We start from the raw sequence: 25,709 nt of genomic DNA, 5'->3' as shown, positions 1-25,709 counted from the left end.
GTGCGCGCACTCGTCCGCCCCGCCCAGTACGCGGCCCTGGGGTTCTACATCCTGTTCCTCGGCTTCCCGCTGCTCTGGCTCATCTCGGCCTCGCTGAAGTCCTCGGGCGAGCTCAACTCGCTCACCGTGAGCCTCATCCCGCAGGACTGGCACTGGGAGAACTACTCCCAGGCGCTGGCCCGGCAGGGCCTCGTCCGCTCGGCCTGGAACAGCGCGATCGTCGCGGTCGTGTCCACGCTGCTCGTCATCGTCATCGCGCTGCCGGCGTCGTACGTGCTCGCCCGGCTGCGGGGGAAGATCCGCGCGGCGGGCGTCGGCTGGATCCTCGTGAGCCAGGTCTTCCCGGTGATCCTCATCATCCTGCCGCTGTTCCTCATCCTGCGGACCATCGGGCTCACGGACTCGCTCGTCGGCCTCACGCTCGTCCACACCACGTACACGCTGCCGTTCGCGCTGTGGATGATGCAGGGCTACGTCAGCGCCATCCCCGTGGACCTCGAGGAGGCGGGCTCCATGGACGGCGCGAGCCGGCTCACGGTCTTGCGCACCATCGTCTTCCCGCTGCTCATGCCCGGGATCGTCGCGACCGCGATGTTCAGCTTCGTGTCCTCGTGGAACGAGTTCTTCTTCGCGCTCGTGCTGCTGCAGTCGCCCGAGAACTACACGCTGCCGATCACGCTGAAGATGTTCATCGGCGGCGAGGGCAAGGTGGCGCTCGGCCCCCTCGCCGCGGGCTCCGTGCTCGCGGCCATCCCCAGCATCGTCTTCTTCTCGATCATGCAGAAGAAGCTCACCGGCGGCCTGCTCTCGGGCGCGGTGAAGGGCTGACCGTGACCCCCTCCACGCCCGGTCCCGCCCCCAGGCTCTCTCGACCCCACCCCCACCCGAAAGGTAGAACCATGAAGACTCGTGGTGCGTCCATCGCCGCATGCCTCACGATCACGACCCTGCTCGTCGCGTCCTGCTCCAGCGGGGGCGGCAGCGGGGACGACGGCGCCGACGGCGGCACGGTGACGCTGAAGTTCCAGTCGCTGTCCGACCAGCCCGCCGCGATCGAGGCGACCGAGAAGATCGTCGCCGACTGGAACGAGGCGAACCCCGACGTCCAGGTCGAGATCGTGCCCGCCGGCTGGGACGGCATCTACGACAAGCTCATCACCCAGTTCAACGGCGGCGCCGCGCCGGACATCATCCACTACGAGGCCGCGAGCATCGTGCCGTTCGCGGTCGACGGGTACCTCGCGGACCTCTCGGAGTACATGTCCGACGAGCGCCGGGACGACATCCCCGAGGGCATCCTCGACGCGGTGACGGTCGACGACCAGGTCATCGCGTACCCGACCGAGCTGCAGTCCTACATGGTCTTCGCCAACAAGACGATGCTCGACGCGGCCGGCGTCGAGATCCCGACGGGCGAGACGATGACGTGGGACGAGCTGCGCCAGATCGCGCAGGCCACGACGAAGGACGGCGCGTACGGGCTCGGGTGGGGGCTCGCGAGCCCGACGGCCGCGTTCATGGCGATGGCCCCCGGCTTCGGCGGCGAGTACTTCGAGGGCACCGGCGCGGACGCGAGCATCACCATCGGCGAGGGCGAGATGGCCCTGCCGGAGCTCGTCGACACGATGGCGCACACCGACGGCACGGTGCTGCCGGTGACCCTCACGCAGTCCGGGTCGGAGACGCTCGCGTCGTTCTACGCCGGCGACGTCGCGATGACGATCCAGGGCTCGTTCCAGGCCGCGAACATCGCGAACGACGCGCCCGAGGGCTTCGACTGGGTCGTGCTGCCCCCGCTCGAGGGCCCCGACGGCGCCGAGCAGGCCGCGAACCCGCAGACGCTCTCGGTGAACATCGACTCCGAGCACGTCGAGGAGTCCGCGGAGTTCATCGAGTTCTTCACGCAGACGGAGAACCTCGCCGCGCTCAACGAGGCGGACGCGCTCATCCCCGCGACGACGTCGGCCCAGGAGGCCATGGCGGAGTCGCTCGGCGACGAGAACGGCTGGTCGACGATCCTCTCCTCCGGCCAGTACCTCACCTCGGCGCCGTACCTGTTCGTCGACGCGTACGCGCAGTGGAAGGACACCGTCGCGACGCCCGCGTACCAGAAGTTCCTCGCCCAGGAGATCGACGCCGACCAGCTCGCGACCGAGCTCGAGTCGGGCTGGGCCGAGATCACCAAGTAGCACTCTCGGTCGCTCGCCGCGGCACCGCGTCACGGGTCGCGGCGAGCACCGAGCAGCAGCGGCCGGGCGGCCGCGCACGCGACCGCCCGGCCGGGAACCGCGACCCGCACGGGTCGCACCGGCGCGAGGCGCCGAGACGGATCGACAGGGAGTGGATCGTGACCTGGCTGGACGACCGAGCGGTGGCAGTGATCACCGGAGCGGCGGTGGGGGACGCGCTGGGAGGCGCCACGGAGGGCTGGACGCCCGAGCAGATCGAGGAGCGCCACGGCGGCCGCGTGACGGGGATCGTGGAGCCCTGGTACCCGAACTGGCAGGACGCGCGTCCGATCGCGCCCTACCACAAGGGCGACGGGCACATCACGGACGACACCCTCATGACGCGCGCGCTCGTGGAGGTGTACGCGAAGCGCCGCGAGCACCTCGACGCGTACGCGATGGCCGAGGACCTCGTGCCCCTCATGATCGGCGAGCCGCGCTGGATCCCCGAGCTCGAGTCCACGGCCCTGCTGCTCCAGCGCGTGTTCCTCGCGGAGAAGTGGATCGTCGCGCGCCTGCACTACGGGCACGTCGACCCGCGCGAGGCCGGGGTCGGGAACGTCGTCAACTGCGGCGCCGCGATGTACGTCGCGCCCGTCGGGCTCGCGAACGCGGGCGACCCGCGCGGCGCGTACGCCGAGGCGATCGACCTGACCGGCGCGCACCAGTCGAGCTACGGCCGTGAGGCGGCGGGCGTGTTCGCGGCCATGGTCGCCGCGTCCGTCGCGCCGGGGGCCACGGTCGACGACGTCGTGCACGCCGCGCTCGACGTCGCGCACGACGGCACGGCCGCCGCGCTCCAGGCCGTCGTCGAGGCGTTCGACGGCTGGACGACGGCGCCCACCACCGACGAGGAGGAGCGCGCCCTCGCGCGGCTGATCCGCGACACGGTCGCGCCGTTCGACTCCGTCGGGCCCGCGTACCGGCAGATGTCGATGGACGCGCGGCGCCCGTCGCGCACCAAGTCCATCGAGGAGCTGCCCGCGGCGCTCGGCTTCGTGCTCGGGCACCGCGGCGACTTCCGCGGCGCGGTCCTCGGCGCCGTGAACTACGGCCGCGACGCCGACTCGATCGCCGTCATGGCCGGCGCGGTGTGCGCGGGCCTCGGCGGGACCGCCGTCGTGCCGGACGAGTGGCTCGACGCGATCGAGGAGGCGAGCCGCATGGACGTCCGGGAGACCGGGCGGCTCATGGCGTCCGCCGCGCAGGACATCCTGCGGGCCGACCGCGAGCGCGCGACCGCCCGCCTGCGCGCGCTCGCCGAGCTCGGCAACGCGCCCGTCGACGGCGCGGCCCTCGCCGCGCGGGCGGGTGACCCGGCGTGAGGCTGACCTGGGCCCAGCCCGAGGACCTGCTCGCGCACGAGCTCGTCCAGGCCGCGGCGGAGGGCAAGGACCCCGCGGCGCTCGCGGACGTGCGCGAGCGCTGGGCCGCCGCGGGCGGGGACCCCGTCCCCGCGGTGAGCGGGGCCGGTCCCGTCCCCGCGACCCCGGAGCTGCGCGCGCTCGCGCACGACCTGCTCGTGGAGCTCGACGCGCTGCCCGCGGCGCCCGCGCCGCACGAGCCCGACGACTGGGACGCGATCCTCACCACGCTCCCGGCGGCGCCCGGCCTGCCCACCCGCCCGGGCGCCGTCGGGTCCTCCGCCGGCATCGCGGCCGGTGCGCCAACCGGAACCGCCGCCGCCGACGCCGCGTACGCGGACCGCGTGCTCGGCGCGTGGACCGGGCGCGCGGCGGGCTGCCTGCTCGGCAAGCCCGTGGAGAAGATCCCGCGCGCCGGGATCGAGGAGATCCTGCGCGCCACGGGCCGGTGGCCGCTGGACCGCTGGTTCACCGCCGTCGGGCTGCCCGACGACGTCGCCGCGCGCTGGCCGTGGAACCGGCGCAGCGCCCCGACGTCGCTCGAGGAGAACATCGACGGGATGCCCGAGGACGACGACCTCAACTACCCGATCCTCGCGCTCGCCCTGCTGGAGCGGCACGGGCGCGGCTTCACGACGGACGACGTCGCGCAGCTCTGGCTCGACGCGCTGCCCGCGGGCCGCGTGTTCACGGCCGAGCGCGCCGCGTACCGCAACATCCTCGACGCGCGGCCGGTGCCGGAGACGGCGACGCACCACAACCCGTTCCGGGAGTGGATCGGCGCGCTCATCCGCACGGACGTGCTCGGCTGGGTCTCGCCCGGCGACGTGCGCGAGGCCGCGCGCCTCGCGTGGACGGACGCGCGCCTGAGCCACACGCGCAACGGCGTGTACGGGGCGATGTGGGCGGCCGCGCTCGCGTCGGCGGCGATGGTCTGCGAGACGGTGGACGAGGTGCTCGACGCGGCCGACGCCGTCGTGCCGCCGGGCAGCCGCCTGGCCGCCGCGATCCGGCTCGGGCGGGAAGCGGGCCGCGACGGCGACGCGTCCGAGGCGGGCGTGCGCGCCGGGCTCGACACGATCCACGCGGCGTACGGCGACCTGCACTGGGTGCACGTGCTCAACAACGCCGCGGTGATCGCCTACGCGCTCACCGCGGGGCGTGGCGCGGACGGCCGCGGCGACTTCGGCGCGAGCGTCGCGATCGCCGTCACCGCGGGCTGGGACACCGACTCGGCGGGGGCGACGGTCGGCGGCGTGGTGGGTGCGCTGCAGGGCGTCGAGGGGATCGGCCAGCGGTGGACGCGCCCGCTCGACGGCCACATCGCGACCTCGCTGCCCGGCGGCGAGCAGAGGATCGTGGACCTCGCGGCGCGGACGGTCGCGCTCGCGACGGTCCCGGTCGTGGTGGCCGGGGGAGCCGTGCAGGGTCCCACGGAGGAGGCGCAGGCATGAGCACGACGGCGGACGGGGAGCAGGGCGCCACGGTCCCGGGCGGGTCGGGACGGGTCGTGGTGGTCGGGTCGGCGAACGTCGACCTCGTCGTCGACGTGCCGCGGCACCCCGGCGGCGGCGAGACCATCCTCGGCGGCGAGCTGCGGCGCAACCCCGGCGGCAAGGGCGCGAACCAGGCGGTCGGCGCGGCGCGCGCGGGCGGTGCCGAGACGACCTTCGTCGGCGCGCTCGGGCACGACGACGCGGCCGACCTGCTGCTCGCGTCGCTCGACCGCGGCGGGGTGCGGGCCGACCTCGTCGAGCGCGTGGACGCCGCGACGGGCACCGCGCTCATCACCGTCTCGCCCGACGGCGAGAACGCGATCGTCGTCGCGCCCGGCGCGAACTCGCACGTGACGGTCGGCGCGGCGCAGGCCGAGCGGATCGCCGCGGCGAACGTCGTGCTCGCGCAGCTCGAGATCCCGCTCGACGTCGTGCGCGCCGCCGCCGCGGCGCGCCGGCCGGGCGCGCTGCTGGTCCTCAACGCGGCGCCGTCGCGCGACCTGCCCGACGACGTCTGGGCCGCGCTCGACGTGCTCGTCGTCAACGAGCACGAGGCGGCGGACCTGGCGGGCGCCTCCGGCGACGCCGACCCGAGCACGCTCGCGGGGCTGCTGCTGGAGCGCGTGCCGGCCGTCGTCGTGACGCTCGGCGGAGAGGGCAGCCTCGTCGCGGAGCGCCGCCCGGCCGGGCCCCTGCTCACGACCGTCCCCGCGATCGCCGTCGAGGCGGTCGACACGACCGGCGCGGGCGACACGTTCTGCGGCGTCCTCGCCGCGGCGCTCTCGCGCGGCGCCGACCTGCCCGACGCCGCGCGGCTCGCCGCCGCCGCAGGCGCGCTCGCCGTGACCCGCCCCGGTGCGCAGGACGCCGTGCCCGACGCGGCGGACGTCGTCGCGCTCGCCGAGCGCGCCGCGAACGCCGACCGACCGACCTGAGCCCGTCCGCAGCACGTCCGAGCGCGGGCCCGGCCCGCCGAGGGAAAGGCACCATGACCTACACGTTCGACCCGCTGGTCCCGCGCCCGATCGACCTGCCGACCGAGGTCGCGCTCGACGGGCCGCTCACGCCCGAGCAGTCCCTCGCGCTCGACGAGGCGAAGATCTTCGTCGGCCCGGCCGACCCCGCCGACCGCCCGGCCTGGCGCGAGCGCCTCGCCGCGTGGCGCGACGACGCGCGCCGCCGCCACGGGTACACGGGCGCGGCGTACGACCGCCCGGACGCGGCGTGGGCCGCGGGGTGCTCGACGGTCGCGCAGGTGTGGCTGTGGGACGAGCTGCTGTACTCGTTCGAGGAGCACCGGTTCACGCCGGAGCGGTTCCTCGCCGACGCGCGCGAGCGGTTCGGCGGCCTCGACGCCGTCGTGCTGTGGCACGCGTACCCCGTCATCGGGATCGACGACCGCAACCAGTGGGACTTCTACCGCGACGTCCCGGGGATCGTCGACCTCGTGCAGACGTTCCACGACGCGGGCCTGCTCGTGTTCGTCGACTACAACCCGTGGGACGTCGGCACGCGCCGCGGCGACGACGACCTCACCGAGCTCGCCGCCGTCGTGCGCGACCTCGGCGCCGACGGCGTCTTCCTCGACACGCTGAAGAAGGCCGAGCCGGAGCTCGTCGCGCGGCTCGAGGCCGCGCGCCCGGGCATCGTCCTGGAGGGCGAGTCCAAGCTCCCGGTCGAGCGCATCGAGGACCACTCGTCGTCGTGGGCGCAGTTCTTCGCCGACTCGCCCGTGCCCGGCGTGCTGCGCGCGCACTGGTACGAGCGCCGGCACATGCAGCACCACGTGCGCCGCTGGCACCGCGACCACTCCGAGGAGCTCCAGTCCGCGTGGCTCAACGGCGTGGGCGTCATGGTGTGGGAGGTCGTGTTCGGCGTGTGGGTCGGCTGGTCGCGGCGCGACGCCGCGACCGTGACGCGCCTGGTCACGGTCCAGCGCGCGGCGCGTCCGCTGCTGCTCGACGGCGAGTGGACGCCGCTGGCCGAGCTCGCGCCCGAGGCCGAGGCCGCCGGGGTGTATGCGTCGCGCTGGGAGCTCGACGGCGTCACCCTGTGGACGCTCGTCAACCGCGGTGACGCCGACTACGCGGGCCCGCTGCTCGCGGGCGGCGGGGACGGAGCGGACGTGCGCGTGCCCGGCCGAGGGATCGCCGCGGCGCTGCGCGTGGCCGACGGCGCGGCGGAGCCCGCGTGGCTGCCGCACCTGCGCGACGTGGTCGCCTCGCTCGACGAGACCGCGCCGCACGACCCCGACGCGCGGTTCCCGCACCGCCTCGCGCGGCGCCTCGACGCCTCTGTCCCCACGTCCGCTCCGACCGGGGAGACGGACCCGACCGGGCCGGAGGCCGTCGTCGGGCAGGACGCCGCCCGGGCGACGGGCGCGCCCGGGGCGGGCGCCGTCGTCGTGCCTGAGGGGCCGTACGCGCTGACCGTCCGCTACCGCGCGCGCGAGACCGGGATGTACCAGGGCGCGCCGTACGTGGACGAGTGGAAGCCGCTCCCGCCGCGCCTGCACGACGCGCGGACCCTCCAGCGCGACGGCGGCCTCGCCGCCCCGGTGGCGGTGGGCCGCGACGTGACGAACGCGGAGTTCGCGGAGTTCCTCGCGGCCACCGCGTACGTGCCCGCCGTCGCGCACCGCTTCCTCGCGCACTGGGTCGACGGCCGTCCAGCGCCCGGCACGGAGGACGAGCCCGTGACCTTCGTCGACCTCGACGACGCGCGCGCGTTCTGCGCGTGGCGCGGCGGGCGCCTGCCCACCGAGGACGAGTGGCAGCTCGCGGCCGAGCAGCCCGGCTGGACGCGCGGCGAGCCCGCCGTGTGGAGCTGGACGGGCTCCGAGCACTCCGACGGCCGCACGCGGTTCGTCATGCTCAAGGGCGGCAGCGACCACCGCGCCGAGGGCTCCGACTGGTACGTCGAGGGCGGGCGCCACGCGGCGGACTACGCGGTCAAGCTCCTCGTCCCGGGCCTGGGGCTCGCGCGCGGCGCGACCGTCGGGTTCCGCTGCGCGTGGGACCTCGCCGACGACGCGACGGGGGTGACGGCATGACGGACGCACCGCGCGTCTCGCGCGACCCGGCCGCGGGCGCGCTCGCGGGCCTGCGCGTCGTCGACGCGTCGACGCTGTTCGCCGGTCCCATGGCGGCGATGCACCTCGGCGACCTGGGCGCCGACGTCGTCAAGGTCGAGCACCCCACGAAGCCCGACCCGTCGCGCACGCACGGCGCCGCGAAGGACGGCGTGAACCTGTGGTGGAAGACGCTCGGGCGCAACAAGCGCACCGTCACCGCGAACCTGGGGAGCGACGGCGGCCGCGAGGTGTTCCTCGCGCTCGCCGCCGAGGCGGACGTCGTCGTCGAGAACTTCCGGCCCGGCACGCTCGAGCGCTGGGGCCTCGGCTACGACGAGCTGTCCGCGCGCAACCCGCGGCTCGTGCTCGCGCGCGTGAGCGGGTTCGGGCAGGTCGGGCCGTACCGCACCCGCCCCGGGTTCGGCACGCTCGCCGAGGCGATGAGCGGGTTCGCCGCGATGACCGGCGAGCCCGACGGCCCGCCGACCCTCCCGCCGTTCGGGCTCGCCGACGGGGTCGCGTCGCTCGCGACCGCGTTCGCCGTCATGGTGGCGCTGTCCACGCGCGAGCGCACCGGGCACGGGCAGGTCGTCGACACGGCGATCATCGAGCCCATCCTCGCGATGCTCGGGCCGCAGATCACGCGCTGGGACCAGCTCCGCACCGTGCAGCCGCGCACCGGCAACCGGTCCGCGAACAACGCTCCGCGCAACACCTACCGCACGCGCGACGGGCAGTGGGTCGCGGTGTCGACGTCGGCGCAGTCCATCGCCGAGCGCGTCATGCGCCTCGTCGGGCGTCCCGAAATCGTCGACGAGCCGTGGTTCGCGAGCGGCGTCGAGCGCGCGCAGCACGCCGACCTGCTCGACGAGGCCGTCGGCGGCTGGATCGCGCAGCGCACGCGCGACGAGGTCGTCGCCGCGTTCGAGGAGGCGCAGGCCGCCGTCGCGCCGATCTACGACGCCCAGGACATCGTCGACGACCCGCAGTTCCGCGCGCTCGGCACGATCCACGAGATCGAGGACCCCGAGCTCGGCCCGATGCTCATGCAGGGCCCGCTGTTCCGGATGTCCGAGAACGACGGCGTCATCCGCTTCACCGGCCGCGCGCACGGCGCCGACACCGACGCCGTGCTCGGCGAGCTCGGCTTCTCGCCCGAGCGCGTCGCGGAGCTCCGGGCCGAGGGGGCGGTGTGACGGGCCGCGGCGACCGGCCGGGCGCCGTGCCGCTGACGCTGCTGTACGTGCCCGCGGACCGGCCCGACCGGGTCGCGAAGGCGCTCGGGTCCGCGGCCGACGTCGTGCTCGTCGACCTCGAGGACGCCGTCGCGCCGGCGCGCAAGGACGAGGCGCGGGCGCACGCCGTCGCGCTGCTCGACGACGCGGCCGCCGCGCGCGGCGTCCAGGTGCGGGTCAACCACCCCGCGACGCCGTGGCACGCCGCCGACGTCGCGGCCCTCGCCGGGCTGCCGCTCGCCGTCGGGGCGCGCGCACCGAAGGTCGAGTCCGCCGACGAGGTGCGCGCGCTCGCCGCGGCGCTCCCCGGGCGAGCGCTGCACCTGCTGGTCGAGTCGGCGCTCGGCGTCGAGCGCGCGTTCGAGCTCGCGACGGCGTCGCCGCAGGTCGCGTCCCTCGGGCTCGGCGAGGCCGACCTGCGCTCCGACCTGCGGGTCGACGACGAGGCCGGGCTCGCGTGGGCGCGCAGCCGGGTCGTCGTCGCGGCGCGGGCGGCGGGGCTGCCGTCGCCCGCGATGTCCGCGTTCACGCACGTGCGCGACCTCGACGGGCTCGCGGCGTCGTGCCGCGCCGGGCGGTCGCTCGGGTTCTGCGGCCGCACCGCGATCCACCCCGTGCAGCTCGACACCATCCGCGACGCGTTCCTCCCGACCCCGGACGAGGTGGACCGGGCGCGCGAGGTCGTCGAGCGCGTCGGCGACGCGACGGCGTCGGGCACGGGCGTCGTGGCGCTCGCCGACGGCACGTTCCTCGACGTCGCGATGGTCGAGCGCGCGCGCACCGTGCTGGCCCTGGCGGGCCGCCGCCCGCCCGGCTAGCGCGGCCGAGAACGACCCTCCTCCCGGTCGAGCACGACGTCGCTGTCGTCATCGGCCCGGTCACGACAGCAACGTCGTGCTCGGCGGGACGAGGGAGGGGGAGGGGGCAGTCATCACCGGATCTCGACGAGGAGACACCATGGACGCAGCACGACGGCCGCACCGGCGGTCCGGGACGACGGCGGCCCTCGCCGCGCTGGCGGTGAGCGCGACGATCGGCGGGTCGGCGCTCGCGCTCCCGGCGACCGCCGCGGAGCAGGGCACGGTCGAGACGGGGCGGGTCGCGGACTCCGCGGCCGGGCCGATCGACTACACGGTCTACCTGCCGCCCGGCTACGACGACGCCGCGCAGGAGTACCCGACGCTCTACCTGCTGCACGGCCGCGGCGACACGCAGGCCGCGTGGCAGCAGGTCACGGGCGACCTCGACGAGCTCATCGGGGCGGGCGAGATCCAGCCGATGGTCGTCGTCATGCCCGACGCGCCGTGGAACGACCGCGGCTCCTGGTACACGGATTCCCTGTACACCGGGGACGCGACGGGCGCCGGGGCCGGCACCGCCGTCGAGACGGCGTTCACGCGCGACCTCGTCGAGCACGTCGACGCGACCTACCGCACGGTCGAGGACCGCGAGGCGCGCGCCGTCGGCGGCTACTCCATGGGCGGCGCGGGCGCGCTGCGGTTCACGCTCGCCCACCAGGACACGTTCTCCGCGGGCATCGTGCTGAGCCCCGCCGTCTACGTGCCGCAGCCGCCCGCGGACTCCTCGGCCCGCGACCATGGCGGCTACGGCGTCGGGAGCGCGCCGTTCGACGCCGACCGGTACACCGAGCTGTCGTACCCGACGGCGCTCGCGGCGCTCGACCCGGCGCTCCCGGTGCACCTGTTCGTCGCCGTCGGCGACGACGAGTGGGCCAACCCCGACCCCGCCGAGGCCACGCACGACATCGACTTCGAGTCCGCGCGCCTCTACAACCAGGCGCGCCGCGTCCCGGGCGTGACGGCCGAGCTGCGCGTGCTCGACGGCGGCCACGACTGGGACGTCTGGCGGCCCGCGTTCCGCGAGGGGGTCGTCGACGTCTCGGCGCGCCTGCGCACCACGCCCGCCGCGCCGTGGGACGCCGAGCTCCTCGGCTCCGCGGGCGACGACCGCGCGGGCGGGGTCGCGGCCCTGCCCGACGGCGGGACCGCCGTCGCGCTCAACCTCGCCGGTGCGTGGGACGGGTACGAGCCCGCGGGCGGGCTCGACACGGTCGTCGTGCGGCGCGACGCCGACGGCGCCGAGGTCTGGCGGCACGCGGTCGCGACGGCCGCGGACGACCGCGCGTACGGCGTCGTGCCGGGCGCCGACGGGGGCGTGCTCGTCGCCGGGTACACCAAGGGCGACCTCGACGGCGCCCACGCCGGCACGACGCGCGACGACGGGTTCGTCGCGGCCGTCACCGCCGACGGCGAGCGCGCCTGGACGCTGCAGACCGGCGACCCCGGCGCGGCCGACCGCTTCTACGCCGTCGCGCCCGACGGCGCGGGCGGCGCCTACGTCGCCGGGTACACGAGCGGTGCCGTGGGCGACGCGCCGAGCGCCGGGGACAAGGACGCGCTGGTCGGGCGGGTCTCCGCGGCGGGCGAGCTGCTGTGGCTGCGCCAGGTGGGCGGGCTCGGCGAGGACAAGGCGCTCGCGGTCGCGGCCTCGCCCGACGGCGCGGTGTACGTGGGCGGGGTGTCGGGCGGCGGGATGCCCGGGGCCGAGCGCGCGGGCGGGAACGACGGCTGGGTCGCGCGGTACGGCGCGGACGGCGAGCAGGAGTGGCTGCGTGCCGTCGCGACGAGCGAGAACGACCAGGTCAACGGCCTCGTGGCGCGCTCGGACGGGTCGGTCGTCGCCGTCGGGCACACGCGCGGGGCGCTCGGTGACGGCGGCAACTTCGGGGACAACGACGTCGTCGTGCGTGCCCTCGACGCCGCGGGCGAGGTCCTGTGGACGACGCAGGTCGGGACGTCGACCGACGACCGCGGCGTGACGGGCGCGCTCGGCGCCGACGACGCGGTGCTCGTCGTCGGCACGACGTACGGCGCGCTGGGCACGGCCGTCGGCGGGGTCGACGTCGTGACGTTCCCCGTCGCGGCCGACGGCACCCCGGGCGAGGCGACGCAGACCGGGTCGCGCGAGCGCGACGGCGCCGACGAGTGGGACGACGCGAACCTGTTCGCGGCCCCCGCACCCGCCGCCGACGGCCGCGACGGCGCGGCGCTGCTCACCGGGCTCACGTACGGCGCCCCCGCGGGCACGACGAACGCGGGCGCCGCCGACGTGTTCGTGGCCCGGGCGCCGTGGGACGCCGTCGTGCCCGACGCCGGTGCCACCGGCCCGGCGCTCGACGTCACCGCCGAGGCGCGGTGCCTCGCGGGCAAGGCCTACGTCGCGGTGCGCGCGACGAGCACCGGGGACGCGCCCGTCGACGTCGCGCTCGCGACGCCGTACGGCACGCACGTCGTCGCGGACGTCGCCCCGGGCGCGTCGGCCTACCGGTCGTTCGCCGTCCGCTCCACGACCGTCCCCGCGGGCGAGGCGACCGCGACGGTGGACGGCCGCGCCGTCGTCGTCCCGTACGACGCGCTCACCTGCGCCTGACTGCGCCCGGCGCCTGGCGGCGCCGAGAACGACCCTGCACGCGGCCGAACACGACGTTGCTGGTGTTATCAGCCTGATGACGACAGCAACGTCGTGCTCGGCGGGGGCTCGTTGCTGGCAGGCGGTCAGCAGGTGAGGTGGTCGCCCGTCGTCGTGCCGACGATCTCGACGTAGTGCCGGAAGAGGCGGACGCGGTTGTTCATCTGGCGGGGGTTGCCGCCCTCGCACTCGAGCGGGCCGTTGATCGAGCGGATGGTCTCGGCGAAGCCGTGCTCGCCGACGATCGCGTCGTGGCACGTCATCGAGGCCGTGCCGGGCTGGGTGTTCCAGTACCAGAGCGCCGTCTGCCACGCGACGGTCGGGTCCTGCTCGACGAGCCACGGGTCGGCGAGGAGGTCGATCCCCAGCGCCTCCCCGGCCGCCCGGTAGTTGAAGTTCCAGCTCAGCTGGAGCGGGCCGCGGCCGTAGTAGGCGTCCTGCCCGGCGGGGCACCCGTACGGCTGCGCGGGGTCGCAGTAGTGCGGGTAGTTCGCGGTGTTGACCTCGACGACGTGCTCCAGACCGTGCGTCTCGTGGCTCACCTGCGCGAGGAACGCCGCGGCCTCGCGCCGGGCCACGCGGTCGCCGCCCGACGTCGCGAACGCGGGGTACGCGACCGTCGCCGCGACGAGCCCGGCGTACGTGTAGAACGGGTTCCGCTCCGGGAACATCGCGTCGAACTGCTGCTCGGTCACCACGAACGTCGTCGGTGCGGTGGTGGTCGTCGGGTCGGTCACGGGGTCCCCCTTCGTCGGCGGCGGCCGCGACGCCGCGGCCGCGCCCACCCTACGGGATTCGTGAGGACACCTGCGTAACCGGTGAACCAGCCTCGATCAAGCCACCGGGTCGCCCACCGAGACCCCCACGACGCTGCCGAGCACGGGGTCGGCGACCGGATGGGTGCGGATCCGGTCGCCGTCCCCGTGCTCGACGGGTGGGGGTCAGGGCGTCAGCGGCATGCCGTCTCCGGGTAGGCGGCGGTCGTCTCCGTCTGCACGGCCCGCCCGTCGACGTCCTTCGTCGCGACGAGCGTGATCTCGCCCGCGTCGAGCGTCTTGGCCTTCACGGCGAGCGTCTTCTCGGCCGACTCGCCGGCGGGGACCGCCGAGAACGTGTGCTCGCCCGCCGGGGTCTGCACGTGCACGTCGATCGGCACCGTGTCCTCGTTCGTCACGGCCGCCGTCAGCCAGAGCTGCTTGCCCGCGGCCTTGCACGACGGCGTCGCGGTGCCGGAGAAGCGGACCGTCGTCGAGCCCGGCTCGGCGCCGACCGTGGCCGCCGTCGCGGACTGGTCGAACGACGCGTTGCCGAAGGTCGTGAACCAGCCCTGGGCGGTCGCGAAGTCGTCGGTGAAGGCGCGTGACAGGAGCAGCAGGAGACGCGCCTTGACGGCCGTGAGGTCGCCGCCCGCGATGATGCCGTTGCCGCCCCCGTACGACGACCCCGACCCGGTGCGCGTCGTCGAGACGAACCAGACGCCCTTGTCGCGGACGGCGGCGGTGCGCGCCTGGCTCATCGCGGACGAGATGCCCCCCGCACCCGTCCCCGCGGTGACGATGCCCTGGACGCCTGCGTTCGCGAACGCCGTCACGGCCTCGCCGCCGGCCTGCTGGTAGGACATGAGGATCTCGACGCGCGGGAGCGTCTTCGCGTCGACCTTCGCGAGGTCGAACGGCGTGAACCACTCCTCGGTGTCGCACGCGAGCACGCGCGCCGGTGCGCGGCCGAGCGTGACGTTGTCGCCGTCGATCCAGCCGAGCACGCCGTACTCGCGCGTCTGGAACGTGTCGGTGCGGTACGAGTTCGACTTCGTGACCTCGCGGGCCGCCTGGATCTCGTCGTTGAGCATGAGCACCGTGCCGAAGCAGAACGTCTGCTGGGACGCGGCGACCTTGATCGCGTTGTAGAGGTTCGCGGGCGCGTCCGTGCCGAACACGAGGCTCGAGTCCGGCCCGGCGCCCGACCCCCACGGGCGCATCGAGCCGGACGTGACGACGGGCTTGCGCGACCGCACGGTGAGGTCGAGCCAGTACGCGAACTCCTCCTGCGTGTCCGTGCCGGTCGTCACCACGACGGCGTCGGCGGTCTTCAGCTGCTTCTCCACCTCGAGCGTGAGCGCGTGGAACTGCTCCATCGAGTAGCCGGACGAGCCGGCGTTGCCGAACTGGACGGCGGTGACGTCGGCGACCGCGTCGAGCTCGGGCCGCAGCGTGTTCAGCATGTCCTCCATGCGGTAGGTACCGGCGCGGTAGCTCGTGAACGTGTCGCGGCCGGTCGCCTTGCCGGCCATCGTGCCGCCGGTCGCGACGACGACGACCTTCGGCTTCTCCGCCGCGGCGGTCGCCGTCGCGGTCGCGTACCGCGCGGACGTGATGCCGAGCGGGTTGGCGGGCGCGGTCCCGGCCGCGAGCACCGGTGCCGCGGCACCCTCGGCGCGCGCGGCGGCGGCCGACGCCCGGGAGTCGGCGACGGTGTACGCGACCGTCGCGGCGAGGGCGGCGCACGCGAGCACGAGCGCGACGACGGCCGCGACGGCGCGGCCGGACAGGGTCAGGGTGAACGTTCTCAACAGGGGGCCTTCCGTCGGGGGGAACATCTGGCCCGCCCGACGCTAGGGACCGTGTGTTGCCTGGGGATTGCCTGGGCGTAAGAAGTACGGACGTGCCGGTTACCGCCGGAGCGGTTGACCCGCGCTCCCCACGGGTCCAGCCTGGCGGGAGGGCCGGCGTCGGTCCGGCCCGGTCAGGAGCGGTCATGGACGATCGCGACGCCGCCCTCCTGCGGGCGCACGAGCACGCCGCCGCGTGGCTCGACTCCCTCGCGACGCGCCCGGTCCCGCCCCGGGCGGGCGTCGCCGACGTCGTCGCCGCGCTCGGCACGGACCTGCCGGACGGCCCGAGCCCGGCCGCCGACGTCGTCGACCTGCTCGCCACGGCGTGCGGGCCGGGCCTCACCGCGATGCCGTCGGGCCGCTTCTACGGCATGGTCATCGGCGGCAGCCACCCGGCGGCGCTCGCGGCCGACTGGCTCACGAGCGCGTGGGACCAGAACTCCGCGCTGCGCACCGTCACCCCGGCCCACACCGCCGTCGAGGACGTGACGAGCGCGTGGCTGCTCGAGCTGCTGGGCCTGCCCGCGTCGGGCGCGGTCGGGTTCGTCACCGGCGCCACGACCGCGAACTTCACGGCGCTCGCCGCTGCGCGCGGCGAGGTGCTGCGCCGCGCGGGGTGGGACGTGCGGCGCGACGGTCTCACGGGTGCGCCGCGCGTGCGCGTGCTCGTCGGTGCCGAGCGGCACGAGTCGGTCGACCTCGCGCTGTCGTACCTCGGGCTCGGGGCGCCCGAGGTCGTCGCCGCGGACGACCAGGGCCGGGTCTCGGTCGCCGCGCTCGAGGAGGCGCTGGCCGACCCTGCCTCTCCCTCGGACGACCGGGGCTCTACCTCGCGGGACCTGGCCTCTACCTCGCGGGACCGGGGCTCTACCCCGGCGCCCACGATCGTCGTGCTGCAGGCGGGCAACGTGCACTCCGGGGCGTTCGACCCGTTCGGCCCGGCGGTCGACGTCGCGCACCGGTACGGCGCGTGGGTGCACGTCGACGGCGCGTTCGGGCTCTTCGCCGCCGCGTCGCCGACGTACCGCCACCTCGTCGCGGGGTACGAGGGCGCCGACTCGTGGGCGACCGACGCGCACAAGACGCTCAACGTCCCGTACGACTGCGGGCTCGCGATCGTCGCGGACCCGGCGCCGCTGCGGGCCGCGATGGGCATGCACGGCGACTACCTCATCCAGAGCGAGGCGGGCGACCCGCTCGACAAGGTGCCCGAGCTCTCGCGGCGCGGTCGCGCGTTCCCCGTCTGGGCGGTGCTGCGGGCGCTCGGCCGCTCGGGCGTCGCCGATCTCGTGGACGGGTTCTGCCGCCACGCGGCGACGTTCGCCGACGCGGTGCGCGCGCTCGACGGCGAGGTGCTGCACGACGTCGTGTTCACCCAGGTGTGCGCGGCGTTCGTCGACGACGCGCGCACGCAGGACGTCGTGCGGCGCGTGCTCGACGACGGGACCGCGTGGATGTCCGGCTCGCGCTGGCACGACCGCGCCGTGCTCCGCGTCTCCGTGAGCTCCTGGGCGACGACGGACGCCGACGTCGCGGTGAGCGTCGACGCGCTCGGCCGGGCGGTCGCCGCGGCCCGCGCCTGACGACCGACCCCGGGCGCCGAGGCGACGCCCGGGGTCGGTGGTCCGTCAGCGCCCGCCGTGCCGGCCGAGGTCGATGCGCACGAGGTGCCCGTCGGGCGGCGTCGTCTCGTCCGCCGGGAGAGCGTTCGTCGTCGCGAGCAGGCCCTTGCCGTCCCACTCGAGGCCCGCGGGGAGCGGGACCTCGACGAGGGCGCTCGGCCCGCGCTTGCCGACCTGCGAGATCTTCCCGCCGAACAGCTCGGCGACGTAGACCGTGCCGTCGCCGGACACGGCGAGGTTGGTCGCGCCGAGGAACCCGGTGGCGAGCCGGCGCACCGCGCCGCGCCAGGGATCGACCGTGTACACCGCGCCGCGCGCGCCGAGGCTCGCGTCCTCGGGCCCGCCGGGGAGCGTCGTCACGTAGAGCACGCCGCGCGGGCCCACCTCGACGTCCGTCGGGACGGGCTCGAACCAGTACGTCTGCCCGACGACGCACGCGGGCCACCCGAGGCCCGCTGCCGCCTCGGCGGTGACGACCGCGGGCTGCGCGGGCAGCACGGCCACCGTCCGGACCCGGCCGCGGTCGCTCACCGACAGGATCGCGTTGGCGCCCGCGTCGGCGACGTACGTGGTCCCGCGGGACGACGTCGTGGCGTACGGGTGGGAGTCCGCGATCCCCGTGTACCGGGGCGGGACGGGCGACGCGGGGACCTGGGCGACGCACGCCGGGTCGGTGTCGCGCAGGCCGTAGGTCACGCCGCCGTCGGGGTTGTTCGCCCGCTCGTACGCGAACGTGTCCGCGAGCACGACGGGCGCGCCCGTCGGGTTGCCCCGCCGGTCGGTCCGCAGCGTCGACACCTCCGACGCGACCGGACCCTCCTCGCCGAGCTGCGTCTCGGTGAAGGTGATCCGACGGCCGTCGTAGGAGACGCCGCCCACCTCGCCGCCGTCGGGCGACGCGTAGAGGACGGTCGGGGTGCCGTCGCGGCCGACGGCCGTGAGCAGCCCGGGGAAGTTCTGGGTGACGTAGGTGGTGCCGCGCGGTCCGACGGCGAGGCTGAGCGGCGTGACGAGGCCGGTCGCGACGTCGGTCACGGTCGGCGGGCGCGGCGTGGGCTTGCCGCCGTGCGCGACGGCGGGCCCCGCGACGAGCACGAGGGCGGCGGTCGCGGCGGCGACGGCGGCGGGCAGGGCGGTGCGGAGTCTTCTCATGGGTGCTCCTGGTCCGGCGGTCCCGCGGGGGCGAGGGGAGCCGGCGCGCGCTGCTGTCGGCGCGGGCGTCGCCCCGGGGACGAGGGTGAGGTGGTCGTCGGGCCGGACGACGTGGCGCGCCGGGGCGTGCCGTGCGACCGGCGAGGCGCCGGCCGGGAGTCTGCTGTGCGTCGGCGGTGAGCACAGACCTCCGAGTGTGCACCCGCGGGCGGCGCCGGTCCACCATCGTCGCCCCGGGCGACGAGCACCCGGGGCGACGTCGGGGCCGGTGGGTCAGCCGCGGACGGCCAGGTCCACCCAGACGAGCCGGTGGTCGCTGCTCGGGAACGGGAAGACGCCGGTGAGCCGCGAGAGCGGGTCGGCCTGGACGGGCCAGAACACGCCCGCGTCCCGGACCCGCAGGTCGCGCGACGGCAGCACGTAGTCCGCGCGCAGGTTCCCGGGCGCGGTGTCGGCGAAGTCGGCGGTGTCGAGCGCCGGGTCGCCCCGGTGGGTCGTGTTCGCCCCGCCCTGGAGCGTGGCGGCCTCGACCGCGCCGGCGGACCGGGGCGCCGGGTCCTGGACGCGCCGGTGGTCGAGGAGCTGGTCGATCGCGGCGTCCACGGAGTCGCCGTCGAGCGGGTCGGCGTTCTGGTCGCCCAGGACGACGAAGCTCGCGCCCGGGCGCAGCCCGCCGCGCCGGCCCGCGTCGTCGTACACGTAGCGTGACGTCTTGCCGGGCGTCACGTAGTCCGCCCAGAACCGGATCTCGTCGTGGTTGCGGCGGCCGTTGCGGTCCTCGGGGCCGTCGAACGTGGGCGGGGTCGGGTGCGACGCGAGCACGTGGACGGTCTGCCGCCCCACGCGGACCGGGACGTCCCAGTGCGACTTGCTCGACAGCCGCACGACGTCGAGCTCCTCGGGCGTGAACCAGTCGGCGGGCGCGGGCGTCGCGGGGTCGTCCGGGAGGAGCGCTCCCGGCATGTCCTTCCACAGGAAGTGCTGGAACGTGCGGACGCCGCGCGTGTCGATCGGGTACCGCGACAGCACGACCATGCCGTACTGCCCCTCGAACGCGCCGAAGCCGAACGCGTCGTCGCCGCCGCCGACCACGCCGTCGCCGTTGAGGTCGAACCCGCTCGGCACGCCGGTGTTCGACGGCGCGACGTAGGCGTGGCGGTACTCGATCGGCTCGGCGTCGCCCTGGGGGACCTCGAGGTAGTTCTCGCGGAACAGGTCGACGGCGCGCCCGCCCGGCACGTAGTCGAACTCGTTGAGCAGCACGACGTCGGGCCGCGCGCGCTGGAGCACCTCGGCGATCGTCGCGGCCTGCGGGTCGTCGGGGGTCGAGAGGTCGGCCTCGAGCTCGCCCGCGGCGGCGCGGTTGAGGCTCGCGTTGTACGTCGCGACGCGGAGCGTCCCGCGGTCGTGGCCGTGGCGGTCGCCGTGCGCGGCGGCGGGCGCGGCGACGGCGCCGGCGCCCGCGACGGCGAGGGCCGTGGCGGCCGCGAGGGCGGGGACGAGCGCGGTGCGTGCTGCGCGCGGCCGGGTGCGGCGCGGGGTCGGGGTGGACGGTCTCGTGGACACGGTGGCTCCTCGTCGTCGGGGACGGTGGTCGTCGAGAGGTTCCCCGCCACCGTACGCACGGGTGCCCACGCCCGGAAGGTCGGGAAGGTGTCGCGCGGGCGAACACCCGGCGCCGGGCCGGGGTGACGATGTGGGGTGCCCGGTGGGACCGTGAGACATGGACACCTCGCCGTCCCGACCCGTCCGCACCTACCCGCACGGCGTGCCCTGCTGGGTGGACACCGAGCAGCCCGACGTCGACGCCGCCCTCGCGTTCTACGGCGCCCTCTTCGGGTGGGAGTTCGAGGACCGGCTCCCGCCCGGCGCGGGGGAGCGGTACGTCGTCGCCTCGCTCGGCGGGCAGGACGTCGCGGCCGTCGCGACGGGCCGCGGCGAGCCCGGGTGGATCACGTACGTCGCGGTCGACGACGTGGACGCCTCCGCGCGCGGCGTCCCGGACCTCGGGGGCGAGGTCCTCGACGGCCCGACGACGGTCGGCCCGCCGGGGCGCATGGCGACCGTGCGCGACCCCCAGGGCGCGACGTTCCGGCTGTGGGAGCCCGGCGCGCGGCTCGGCGCGCAGCGCGTCAACGAGCCGGGCACGTGGAACTTCAGCGTGCTGCGCACGCCCGACGTCGCGCGGGCCCTGCACTTCTACGGCCCGCTGCTCGGCTGGGAGGTGAGCCCGGACCTCGGGGCGGGGATGGCGCGCGTCGAGGGCTACGGCGACCATCTCGCGCGGACCGTCAACCCGGAGATCGACGCGAACCAGGCGGGCGCGCCGCCCGGCTTCCGGGACGTCGTGGCGGGCGTCCTGGAGGAGCCCGGACCCGCACGTCACACGGTCACGTTCGCCGTCGCGGACCGGGACGCCGCGGCCGCGGCGGCCGAGCGCGCCGGTGCGGTGGTGCTGTCCTCGGTCGACACGGGGTGGACGCGCGAGGCCGAGGTCCGCGACCCGCAGGGTGCGGTGCTCACGCTCTCGCAGTTCACGCCGCCCGAGGGCTTCTGACGGGACGGCGGCCGCCGGGCCGCGGCGGGTGCGGCATCATGACGCCGTGAACGTCGTCACGCGCAGCCCGCACGCCCAGGTCGTCGACCGTCTCCGCGCCGCGGACCTCGAGTACGGGCGCGTCGGCCCGACGGACGACCGCGGCTGGACCTTCGCCGAGGTCGACACCGAGGACGGCACGTGCGCCGACGAGGCGGACGTCCCCGGGTCGGTCGCCGAGTCCCTCGCGCGGGTCGACGCGCTCGTGCCGGCGCCGTGGGTCGTGCAGCTCGACGCGGGCTCGGACCTGCTGCCCGAGGGCGTGAGCGCGATCCTCGCCGCCCGCCCGGACGCCGTCGCGCCGCCGGTCGTCGTCACGTGGGCCCCCGCGCAGCCCGGCTCGACCACCGACCACACGATGCGCCTCGACGGCGACCCGGGCGCCGTGCTCGCGGCCGTCGGCGCGCTCGTCGGGCTGCGGGACGCGACGACCGCCGCGGACCGGCTGCGCGCGCTCGAGCACCCCGACGACCTTCTCGAGGCGTTCGCGGCGGTCGCGGACCTGCCCGCGACGGGCTCTGCGGCGCCCGACGCCGTCGTGCAGCTCGTCCGCGCCGACGCCGCGTTCGTCCGCGCCGCCGTGCGCCGGGCGGGCGCGGCGTGGGTGCGCGCGACCGACGAGCGCACCGTCGTCTGGACCGCCGCACGCCCCGAGGCGCCGAGGTTCGGTGCGTCGGACGAGGCGGAGCAGGAGGCGTTCCGGTCGGCCCTCTCGGGCGAGTTCCGCGCCCGGTCCACGATCGAGCGCGGCCTGCGCGCCGGGGAGGTCGTCGTCAGCCTGGAGCGGACCGGCGGCGGCGTCGCCTGGACGCTCAGCACGCCGGGGCGCCCGTGGGTCTTCGGAAGCTGGAACGACACCTGGACGGACCTCTCGACGTCCGGTCCCGAGGGTGCGTACGAGGCCCTGGTCGAGGCGTTCGGCGCCCCGCGCGACCCGGGCCGGCTGCGCGCCCTGCTCGCCGCGTCGACCTGGCCCGGCGACCCGGTCGCCGACCTCGCCTACCTCCTCGGGCTGCCCGCCGCGCTCGTCGAGGCCGTCGAGGACCCGGCGCGGTTCCGGCACGGCGCCGAGCGCGTCCAGCCCCTCGGCCCGACGGCGCCGCTCACCGCGACCGAGAAGGCAGCTCTCGTCGCCCGCGCGCCCCGGCGCGGCGCGGGGAGCGCGGCGTGGGACGTCGTCCTGCTGGTGCTGGGCCTCGTGCTGCTCGGCCTCGGGGCGGCGATCCTCGCGACGGACGGCGCCGTCGTCGGGTCGGACGGGCCGCCCGGGTGGGACGTCGTCCCGTGGGTCGCGGGCGGCGCCCTCGTCCTCACCGGCTGGGCGCGGGCCGGGTCCGCCCGCGGGGAGCGGCGGCGCTTCCTCGCCGACGCGTGAGCGCCCGTCCCCGGTCGGCTCCGACCGGGGACGGGCGACGTACCGGGCCGCTGCGCGCAGCGGCCCGGTCGATGTCAGGCGCCCCGTCAGGCTGCCCGGTCAGCGGCCGTCGAGGTGGTCGACCTCCTCGAGCAGGCGCTCGCGCGTGGCCGTGTCGCGCACGAACTTCTCCACGACCTTCCGCACCGACGCCCACCGTCCGGCCTCGACGGCGTCGAGCGCCTTCGTCAGCTGGCCGGGCGGGAGGTCGAGCGCCGCGAGGCGCGAGCGCAGGCCCTCCGGCGTGACGGTCACGACGACGGTCGCCTCCGCGGTCGCCTCGCCGCCCGCGCCCCGCGCGGTCGCGGTCACCGTGTGCTCGCCGAGCGCGAGGTCCGCGGCCGGGACGACCGCCCCGTTGTCCACGGGCTCGCCGTCGAGCGTCACGACCACCTCGTCCGCGTCCGTCGTGCTCGCCGCGACGACGAGCGTGCCGCCCCGCTCGACCTCGGTGCCCTCCGCGGGGCTGACGATCGTGACCGTCGGCGCGCCGGGAGCGGGCGCCTCCTGCTCGCGCGCCTGCTTCCACCCGACGAACGCCCCCGCGCGGTCGGTGATGATGCCGTCGACCCCGATCTCGGTGAGGCGCGCCCAGTCGGCCGCGGAGTTCACCGTGTACGGCATGACGGCGACGCCCGCCGCGTTGAGGTCGGCGACGACGCCCGGACGCGCGAGCAGCGCGCTCGCCGACGGGTTGTACATGACCGCGCCGAGGTCCTGCGCCACGGCGACCGGGTCGGCGTCGAGCGCGCCGCGGAGCAGCCCGCGCGGGATCTGCGGGGCGTGCTCGCGCGCGGCGCGCAGCGCGTCGACGTCGAACGACTGGAGCACCACGCGGTCCTCGAGCCCGGCCTCGACGACCATGTCGACGACGCGCTCGACCTCCGCGGACGTCTCGGGCCCCTTGATCTCCAGGAGCAGGGTCGACGACCCGGTCTCCAGCAGGTCGAGCAGCTGCGCGAACGACGGCAGCCGCTGCCCGGCGAACGCGGGCGAGAACCAGGACCCGGCGTCGAGCGCGGTGACCTGCTCGCCCGCCAGGACGGCGACGTCGCCCGTGCCGTCGGTCGTGCGGTCGACCGTCTGGTCGTGCAGCACGACGGGGACGCCGTCGGCCGTGGTGTGCACGTCGACCTCGACGTACTCCGCCCCCGTGCGCATCCCGGCCGCGACGGCGGCGAGCGTGTTCTCGGGTGCCACCGAGGAGTAGCCGCGGTGCGCGACGGTGACGGGCAGCTCGCCGTCGCCGCCGACGTACGACGCGGGCTCGATCTCCGTGACGGTCACGTCGTCGACGCTCACGGTCGCCCCGGCGGTGACGAAACCGAGCGCGCCGTCGCGGGACCGGTCGATCCGCCCCTCCAGCACGGTCCGCCCGTCGAGCGCGTACGTGACGGCCGCGCCCTGCACCTCGACGGACAGGTGCACGTCGCGCCCGGTCGCGGCGTCGGCCGGCGCCGAGCCGGTGTACGGGACGTTCCAGGCGTCCGCGACGGTGCGCTGGGCGATCTCGACGCCGTTGGGCGCCGTCGTCGTGCTGCGCAGCACGGCCTGCCACCACGGAGTCGTGCCGTCGGGCGCGACGTCGAGGATCGCGCCCGCCCAGCGCGACGCGTTGTCCACGCTCTCGAACCGGAGCGTCGCGTCGAGCCGGTAGTTCTCCGCGGAGCGGCCGAACACGATCCGCGCGGGCGACGACCCGTCGGGTGCGTCGCCGACGAGCCGGCCGTCGCGCACCTGCCAGTCGCCGAGCACGGGCGTCCAGCCCTCGGGGAGGACGTCGCCGTCGAACGACTCGGCGAGCAGCACGTCGCCGGGTGCGGCGGCGGCCGGGGCGGCGAACGGCACGGTCGCGGTCGTGGCCGTGGCGGCGACGGGGGTCGTCGCGAGCAGGGTCCCCGCCAGTGCGGCGGCGGTGCCGCGCACGGCGCGGCGTCGGGTGGTCGTCATCGGGTCCTCCGAGCGTCGGGTCGGTTGCCCCGGCGACCCTAGGAACGCGGCGTTGCGCTCCGGTGGACGCCGGGCGACGCCTCGGGGACGGTCAGGTGTCGGGACGCCGCCGCCCCCTCGGCATCCCCCCGAGCCTCACCCGGGCTGCCCCGTCGCGCCCGTCAGGAGCCGTGCGACGTCGGACCCCGCGGCGAGCAGCGCGACGGTGCGGCGAGCGATCGCGTCGAGCCGGGCGTCGAGGGCCGCGAGGGTCGGGGCGACGTCGTCGAGCCGGCGCAGCGCCGCGATCGTCTCGCGGACCGCCGGGACCGGGTAGCCGGCCGACCGCAGCGCCGCGGTGATGCGGGCCTCCCGGACGGCGGCGGGCGGGTAGGCGCGCGCACCGTGGGTCCCGGCGCGCGTCGCGACGCGCTCGGGAGCGACGAGCCCCTCGCGCTCCCAGTGGCGCAGCGTCGAGGCCCGCACGCCGAGCGCCGCGGCGAGCCCGGTGATGGTGAGGACGTCGTCCTCGTCGCCGGCCGCGCCCGCGGGCACGTTCGCGGACGGGCCGCCCTCGTCGGGTCCGGTCTCGCCGGTGGGCCCGCCCTCCGCGCGGATCGCGAGCAGCGCCCGGCGGGCGACGAGCGCCTCGTCCCGCTCGCGCGCGAGCGTCACGTGCAGCGCCCCCACGCGCGCTGCGGCGTCGGGCAGGGGGAGCGTCCGGACCTCGCGCAGGACCGCGCGCGCGACGACCGGGCCGACCGCCGTCGCCAGCCCCCGGTACGCGCGCAGCGCCAGCACGTGCTCGTCGCCGAACGTGCGGTAGCCGTTCGGCGACCGGCCCGCGGGCGGCAGGACGCCGAGCGCCTCGAGGTCGCGCACCTGCTGGACGGACCAGCCGGTCGCGCGCGCGACGTCGGACGTGCGCAGCACCCGGGGCGCGCCGGGACCGCCGCCCGACCCCCGCGCTGCACCCACGTCGCCCAACCCTCCGGAAGCACGTCAACCTCACACTGGAACCATGAGTATGGAGCAGATCCTCGCCACGGTCCGGTCGCTCGACGGCGCCCTCGTGCTCTCCCCGGGGCCGGGCAGCGCGTTCCCCGAGCTCGCGTGGGGCGACCACTTCTTCTACCACGCCCCCGACGGCGTCGTCCCGCCCGGTCAGCCGTACGGCACCGTCGTCACGAAGGACTACCCCGACGACACCGCGTCGCGCCTGGGTGCGGAGGGGCGCTGGAGGGTCAACGTGCACGTCGGGCGCGACCGGTTCCGGACGCTCCTCGGCACCGACCCGCGCGACGGCACGGCGTCGGAGGTGGCGGAGACCGACGTCGTCGTGCCGCACCCGGTCTACGGCGCGCTCGGCTGGGTGGCGGTCGTGGTCCCGGGCGAGCGCACGACCGCGCTCGTCCTCGACCTGCTGCGCGCGGCCCACGACGACGCCCGCGCCCGCACCGCCCGCCGCACCACCCGGTAGCGGAGACCTCCGGCGGCCTG

19 protein-coding genes are annotated in these 25,709 nt (G+C 76.1%); 13 read left to right on the top strand and 6 right to left on the bottom strand.

Translation table 11 applies throughout. The annotated features are described in order from the left end of the window. The 9 genes from B9L22_RS07895 (at position 1) to B9L22_RS07855 (ending at position 12,846) form a co-directional block, all read left to right on the top strand. Positions 1 to 828, top strand: coding sequence for a carbohydrate ABC transporter permease (locus B9L22_RS07895; RefSeq protein WP_021481799.1), 828 nt, complete (start codon positions 1 to 3; stop codon positions 826 to 828). Between the two features lie 71 nt (positions 829 to 899). Next, positions 900 to 2,189: an ABC transporter substrate-binding protein gene (locus tag B9L22_RS07890; RefSeq protein ID WP_086149922.1), complete on the top strand. Its 1,290-nt coding sequence runs from the start codon at positions 900 to 902 to the stop codon at positions 2,187 to 2,189. A gap of 158 nt (positions 2,190 to 2,347) precedes the next feature. Further along, the gene (locus B9L22_RS07885) at positions 2,348 to 3,553 is read left to right on the top strand and encodes an ADP-ribosylglycohydrolase family protein (protein ID WP_233139877.1); all 1,206 of its coding nucleotides are present in this window, start codon (positions 2,348 to 2,350) and stop codon (positions 3,551 to 3,553) included. After that, a complete protein-coding gene (locus tag B9L22_RS07880; protein ID WP_086149921.1) occupies positions 3,550 to 5,046 on the top strand; it encodes an ADP-ribosylglycohydrolase family protein in 1,497 nt (498 codons plus the stop codon). Before B9L22_RS07885 ends, B9L22_RS07880 begins: the two co-directional genes overlap by 4 nt. Continuing rightward, on the top strand, positions 5,043 to 6,023 hold the full coding sequence (locus B9L22_RS07875) for a ribokinase (protein WP_086149920.1): 981 nt from the start codon (positions 5,043 to 5,045) through the stop codon (positions 6,021 to 6,023). The genes B9L22_RS07880 and B9L22_RS07875 overlap by 4 nt, the downstream gene beginning before the upstream one ends. A gap of 53 nt (positions 6,024 to 6,076) precedes the next feature. Next, positions 6,077 to 8,140: an SUMF1/EgtB/PvdO family nonheme iron enzyme gene (locus B9L22_RS07870; RefSeq protein ID WP_086149919.1), complete on the top strand. Its 2,064-nt coding sequence runs from the start codon at positions 6,077 to 6,079 to the stop codon at positions 8,138 to 8,140. After that, positions 8,137 to 9,357 carry a CaiB/BaiF CoA-transferase family protein gene (locus B9L22_RS07865; protein ID WP_086149918.1) on the top strand — a complete coding sequence of 407 codons (1,221 nt, stop codon included), beginning with the start codon at positions 8,137 to 8,139 and terminating at the stop codon, positions 9,355 to 9,357. Before B9L22_RS07870 ends, B9L22_RS07865 begins: the two co-directional genes overlap by 4 nt. Then, a complete protein-coding gene (locus tag B9L22_RS07860) occupies positions 9,354 to 10,214 on the top strand; it encodes a CoA ester lyase (protein ID WP_233139871.1) in 861 nt (286 codons plus the stop codon). The genes B9L22_RS07865 and B9L22_RS07860 overlap by 4 nt, the downstream gene beginning before the upstream one ends. A 139-nt stretch (positions 10,215 to 10,353) precedes the next feature. Continuing rightward, the gene (locus B9L22_RS07855; protein ID WP_086149917.1) at positions 10,354 to 12,846 is read left to right on the top strand and encodes an alpha/beta hydrolase-fold protein; all 2,493 of its coding nucleotides are present in this window, start codon (positions 10,354 to 10,356) and stop codon (positions 12,844 to 12,846) included. A gap of 125 nt (positions 12,847 to 12,971) precedes the next feature. Here the strand turns inward: B9L22_RS07855 and B9L22_RS07850 are convergent, their stop codons facing one another. Both B9L22_RS07850 and B9L22_RS07845 read right to left on the bottom strand, forming a co-directional pair. Continuing rightward, entirely contained in the window at positions 12,972 to 13,622 is a 651-nt protein-coding gene (locus B9L22_RS07850) for a chitinase (RefSeq protein WP_232322685.1), read from the bottom strand. A gap of 212 nt (positions 13,623 to 13,834) precedes the next feature. Further along, complete coding sequence (locus B9L22_RS07845) at positions 13,835 to 15,454, bottom strand: asparaginase (RefSeq protein WP_233139869.1); 1,620 nt, start codon at positions 15,452 to 15,454, stop codon at positions 13,835 to 13,837. Between the two features lie 185 nt (positions 15,455 to 15,639). On the opposite strand from B9L22_RS07845, the gene B9L22_RS07840 reads away from it, so the two are divergent. Beyond that, the gene (locus B9L22_RS07840; RefSeq protein ID WP_086149915.1) at positions 15,640 to 17,079 is read left to right on the top strand and encodes a pyridoxal-dependent decarboxylase; all 1,440 of its coding nucleotides are present in this window, start codon (positions 15,640 to 15,642) and stop codon (positions 17,077 to 17,079) included. A gap of 45 nt (positions 17,080 to 17,124) precedes the next feature. Here the strand turns inward: B9L22_RS07840 and B9L22_RS07835 are convergent, their stop codons facing one another. Together B9L22_RS07835 and B9L22_RS07830 are read right to left on the bottom strand one after the other, a co-directional pair. Next, a complete protein-coding gene (locus tag B9L22_RS07835; RefSeq protein ID WP_086149914.1) occupies positions 17,125 to 18,270 on the bottom strand; it encodes a ScyD/ScyE family protein in 1,146 nt (381 codons plus the stop codon). A 273-nt stretch (positions 18,271 to 18,543) separates the two neighbouring features. Beyond that, positions 18,544 to 19,836 (bottom strand): endonuclease/exonuclease/phosphatase family protein, encoded by a 1,293-nt coding sequence (locus B9L22_RS07830; RefSeq protein WP_233139868.1) that lies wholly within the window; start codon positions 19,834 to 19,836, stop codon positions 18,544 to 18,546. 157 nt (positions 19,837 to 19,993) lie between these two features. Here B9L22_RS07830 and B9L22_RS07825 point away from each other — a divergent pair, with 157 nt between their 5' ends. Both B9L22_RS07825 and B9L22_RS07820 read left to right on the top strand, forming a co-directional pair. Continuing rightward, entirely contained in the window at positions 19,994 to 20,827 is an 834-nt protein-coding gene (locus tag B9L22_RS07825; RefSeq protein WP_086149913.1) for a VOC family protein, read from the top strand. A 46-nt stretch (positions 20,828 to 20,873) separates the two neighbouring features. After that, positions 20,874 to 22,241 carry a hypothetical protein gene (locus tag B9L22_RS07820; RefSeq protein WP_086149912.1) on the top strand — a complete coding sequence of 456 codons (1,368 nt, stop codon included), beginning with the start codon at positions 20,874 to 20,876 and terminating at the stop codon, positions 22,239 to 22,241. 99 nt (positions 22,242 to 22,340) lie between these two features. Here B9L22_RS07820 and B9L22_RS07815 read toward each other — a convergent pair whose 3' ends face one another. Both B9L22_RS07815 and B9L22_RS07810 read right to left on the bottom strand, forming a co-directional pair. Beyond that, positions 22,341 to 24,230 (bottom strand): glycerophosphodiester phosphodiesterase family protein, encoded by a 1,890-nt coding sequence (locus B9L22_RS07815; protein ID WP_086149911.1) that lies wholly within the window; start codon positions 24,228 to 24,230, stop codon positions 22,341 to 22,343. A 135-nt stretch (positions 24,231 to 24,365) separates the two neighbouring features. Then, positions 24,366 to 25,187: a MerR family transcriptional regulator gene (locus B9L22_RS07810; protein ID WP_233139867.1), complete on the bottom strand. Its 822-nt coding sequence runs from the start codon at positions 25,185 to 25,187 to the stop codon at positions 24,366 to 24,368. A 43-nt stretch (positions 25,188 to 25,230) separates the two neighbouring features. Between B9L22_RS07810 and B9L22_RS07805 the strand changes: the two genes are divergently transcribed. Beyond that, complete coding sequence (locus B9L22_RS07805; protein ID WP_198947252.1) at positions 25,231 to 25,689, top strand: DUF6194 family protein; 459 nt, start codon at positions 25,231 to 25,233, stop codon at positions 25,687 to 25,689. Positions 25,690 to 25,709 lie beyond the last annotated feature (20 nt).

The organism is Cellulosimicrobium sp. KWT-B (assembly GCF_002127155.1).
GTDB classification, from domain to species: domain Bacteria; phylum Actinomycetota; class Actinomycetes; order Actinomycetales; family Cellulomonadaceae; genus Cellulosimicrobium; species Cellulosimicrobium funkei.
The sequence above is the reverse complement of the archived record's forward strand: the minus strand, read 5'-3'. Positions and strand labels throughout refer to the sequence as shown.

Coding starts and splice junctions, on each gene's coding strand:
- B9L22_RS07890 (WP_086149922.1), top strand. CDS start 900: ATGAAGACTCGTGGTGCGTCCATCGCCGCATGCCTCACGATCACGACC.
- B9L22_RS07875 (WP_086149920.1), top strand. CDS start 5,043: ATGAGCACGACGGCGGACGGGGAGCAGGGCGCCACGGTCCCGGGCGGG.
- B9L22_RS07870 (WP_086149919.1), top strand. CDS start 6,077: ATGACCTACACGTTCGACCCGCTGGTCCCGCGCCCGATCGACCTGCCG.
- B9L22_RS07865 (WP_086149918.1), top strand. CDS start 8,137: ATGACGGACGCACCGCGCGTCTCGCGCGACCCGGCCGCGGGCGCGCTC.
- B9L22_RS07855 (WP_086149917.1), top strand. CDS start 10,354: ATGGACGCAGCACGACGGCCGCACCGGCGGTCCGGGACGACGGCGGCC.
- B9L22_RS07840 (WP_086149915.1), top strand. CDS start 15,640: ATGGACGATCGCGACGCCGCCCTCCTGCGGGCGCACGAGCACGCCGCC.
- B9L22_RS07835 (WP_086149914.1), bottom strand. CDS start 18,270: ATGAGAAGACTCCGCACCGCCCTGCCCGCCGCCGTCGCCGCCGCGACC.
- B9L22_RS07825 (WP_086149913.1), top strand. CDS start 19,994: ATGGACACCTCGCCGTCCCGACCCGTCCGCACCTACCCGCACGGCGTG.
- B9L22_RS07815 (WP_086149911.1), bottom strand. CDS start 24,230: ATGACGACCACCCGACGCCGCGCCGTGCGCGGCACCGCCGCCGCACTG.
- B9L22_RS07805 (WP_198947252.1), top strand. CDS start 25,231: ATGAGTATGGAGCAGATCCTCGCCACGGTCCGGTCGCTCGACGGCGCC.